General features: G+C 60.1%; 2 protein-coding genes and 1 pseudogene. All 3 read left to right on the plus strand.

Going from position 1 to position 3288, the window contains the following annotated elements; translation table 11 throughout:
- Positions 1-471: pseudogene (locus JHD77_RS31655) on the plus strand (DNA topoisomerase I); the annotation flags it as partial.
- A 13-nt stretch (positions 472-484) separates the two neighbouring features.
- On the plus strand, positions 485-1231 hold the full coding sequence (locus JHD77_RS31660; RefSeq protein WP_223723588.1) for a hypothetical protein: 747 nt from the start codon (positions 485-487) through the stop codon (positions 1229-1231).
- Positions 1232-1342: 111 nt separating this feature from the next.
- Positions 1343-3232: a hypothetical protein gene (locus JHD77_RS31665; protein WP_191519263.1), complete on the plus strand. Its 1890-nt coding sequence runs from the start codon at positions 1343-1345 to the stop codon at positions 3230-3232.
- The last annotated feature ends 56 nt before the right edge of the window (positions 3233-3288 follow it).

Below are 3288 nucleotides of genomic sequence, written 5' to 3' on the forward strand. Positions count from 1 at the left end.
ATCGTGAAGAACATCATCGACAAGGGCCAGGTGCAGATGAAGGGGCGAAGCCTGATCCCCGGCGAGCTGGGAGAGGCCACCATCGCGCTCCTGGAGCACAACTTCAGCTTCCTCAGCCTCGACTTCACCCGCAACCTCGAGGTCGCCTTGGACCGGATCGCCAACAGCGAGGATACCTACATGAACGTGGTCCAGCAGTTCTACCAGCTACTACAGACAGAGCTGCAGACACTCCGCGCGCTCCCCAGCGCACAGGACGAACCACGCGCAAGCTCCACCGCCAGTATCTCCTCGGCGCCGACCAGCGACTTCCTTTGCGGCAAGTGCGGTCTGCCCCTGGTCCGCCGCAAGAAAGCCGGCAAGAGCGGCTTCGACTTCTGGGGCTGCAGCGGCTATCGCACCACCGGCTGCAAAGTCAGCTACCTCACCAAGAGCGGCCGACCTGACTTCGACAACCCGCGCGGGCTATAGGTAATACATGAACATGCAAACCAGCACCGACAGGAACCTCAATTTCGACTTTGTGCGCAGGCAAGTCGAGCAACCGCCAGCTTGGGCCTCTGAGGTCCTGCTGTCATGGGAGGAAGCCTACCCCCAGGAAAAGCACGCCTTCCTTCAAAGCCACTACTGGACCGAGACGGGATCGATCAATGTGTTCCGCGTCGTGGGTACCGACCGCAAAGACTACCGGGGAAGGTCCTGGCTCGACTTCCTCACTGGCGGCAAGCGAATGCAGCGAAACCTGCAGGCCTTGTTGGACAACCCGAGCTACTACCTGCAGCCAACGGAGCGCAGGCCCGCGATCCACTACAACACGCTCGATGGCTTGAATTTCTACGTCGGCTCCGACGGCAACCACCGTACCTGTATTGCTCGATTCTTCCTGGCCGAGCAGCAGAAGAGCCAGCTCCACGACGTGACGCTCAACCACTACCAGGTCAACGACGCCTTCTACCGCCTGTACGGGCAACTCCGGCAACAGGTCCTGCTACAAGGGCTGCCTGTACAAGTTCATCCGGAGCGCGTGCAGTTGGGTCGGGAAGATACTGCAGGCTGGAAGATGGACACCTACCAGACCACATTGAACTGGTTGAACCTCAAGACCCAGGAGGAAATATCCCTGAACGAAGCCCAAGCGAGGGAGCAACTCATCGACCTCATTCGGAGAAAACCATCTGAAGAGCAACCGCGAGGCAGGAAGGCAAGGCTGAAATGTCTCATTTCAGGCTGAGCTCGCGGTCAGACCTGCAAGAAAATTCAGGCCGCGTGGCCTGAACATTTCCCATCGATCCGAAGCACACCAACCGGCCACAGTGCTACTCGCTTACACAGGAGCAAGCGCGTGGTACCACTCGACAATGCCTCCCCTAGCGGGCCGCTACAGGATCCATCCCTGGCCCGCTACAGCGAGCGGCAGCTCGCCGTTGCCAACACCTGGGCAACCCATTTTTCCCTCGCAGGGACAGCTCGAACCAAGTTCATCCGTCACTACCTGCGCAGCACCTCTACAACCAGGTGCTGGTGCATCACCGTCGCTGCTGACAACGGTGTGCGTTACACCATCATGCGTGCAGGGCCACTGCTCCAGGTGTTCGACGGTCAACTGATCGGTGCGTGGGAGTGCAGGCCTGCCCATCGTGTCCCAGCAAGCGCACCCTCCCCAGCCGGAGCGTTGAAGCTGCTGCAGCGCCTCCAGAAGTTCGACAATGCCGTTCCTGTGCTCAGCTCCTACACCCAGAGGGCACAGGGGTTGGCCACTCAGTTAGCGCGGCAGGACCTCGGCTCATTCCCCAAGAGTCAGTATCCATCAGTCAGCCACAATCGATACTACTCACCGAGACGCCGGTTCTACCTGAAGCAGATCGGAGCGGTCTTGCGAACCTTCAGACAGGTCCTGGACCAAGACCTGCTGTTCGCCATCCGCTCGGTTCGCTGTCTCTCGCCCCAGCTCTACAACTGGCTGGCTCAAGGCGACCAGGTGCGCCGGCTGCAAATGCTGAAGGCTCAGCCGGTCTTGACGCCGCTACTGGTGGATTGCGAGGAGGGAGTCTGGCCTCACACGACGACCAACGACAACGGCGAGAGCATCTGCCATTTCCTTCCTTGCCCTTTTTCCCTGCTTGACAGTGAACGACCGCAGGCCGCCGCCGTGCCATGCGACTTGAGCCTCGATATGGGCCGTATTCTTGGGCAGGTCGCGGACGAAGGGATTTCGGTCATCAACTTTTTCGCCTGGCTATTTCAGGCGCCACGGGCCTCGATTCGATTTCTTAGTCACGTCAGTCCCGGCCGTGCGGGAGGAGCTCTCTTCCATCGCAAACGGGAAGGCCGATATTCGGGATGGCATACTCTCCTTATGGCAGCATCGCTAGGTAACCGGCGGCCGATCACTCGCGCTCAATGGACAGCATTCTATGCCGCCTACAATGCGATCCCTTGGCAAGTTCACAACGCCAAGCCCGACTACAACCGTCTCTTCAACGGCTGCCCGTCTGATTGGCAGGATCCGGCATGGCTTGCAATCACTGCACGGCTGAGAGATATCAAGGAGTTCTATACCGCCCTCGACCAGGGGAACTCACAGGTTGTTCGGCAGGCGCGCAGTGCCCTGAAGGCGTATCTGGGTCATTGTACCTACCGACAGGCTGGCAACCTGGTGGACGACTACCACCAGGTCCAGAGGGAACTGCGCGCCACAGTACAGAGCAGCCTGCCCGATCTGGTCGACACCGACGAGTACACCACCTGGGAGGGAATGCTGCCTGTCGGCCTTATCGCTTGCCCCAATGGCCTGCAGATCGTCGAGCTCCGCTGCCCTGCCGATCTCTATGCCGAACATATCGCGCTGGCCCATTGCATCGATAGCTACGACCAGGCCGCCTACCGAGGAAACTGCCGACTGCTCTCAGTACGTGAGGCTGGCCGTCCACTGGCCTCTGCCGAATTGGAGCTCAGGCGTGAACATGGCGAGCCTCTAGGTAGGCCCTGGAATCCCCTGCACCTTTCCACGGTGCAATTGCGCGAATTCGATAATGCCCCCGTGCCGTCCGACTCCCCTGCCGGCCAAGCATACCGCTGGTTCATGGAACGGATTCGCTCTGGAGCCATAGCGACGAACCTGAACTGGCCCGACATGACCGTCCACATGACGCGCTTCGCCGATGGTCGCTGGAAGGCGGGCCTCGCCGAAGCCACGGCGAAGTGGCTGCTCACTCGGTTGGAAAACCGATGAGCCGTCCACGTCTGGTCAACCGTACCTCCGCGATTCCTTCGACGCTTCTGCAGCGG

Source organism: Pseudomonas sp. P20, from assembly GCF_016463925.1.
GTDB lineage: Bacteria > Pseudomonadota > Gammaproteobacteria > Pseudomonadales > Pseudomonadaceae > Pseudomonas > Pseudomonas aeruginosa.

Coding starts and splice junctions, on each gene's coding strand:
- JHD77_RS31660 (WP_223723588.1), top strand. CDS start 485: ATGCAAACCAGCACCGACAGGAACCTCAATTTCGACTTTGTGCGCAGG.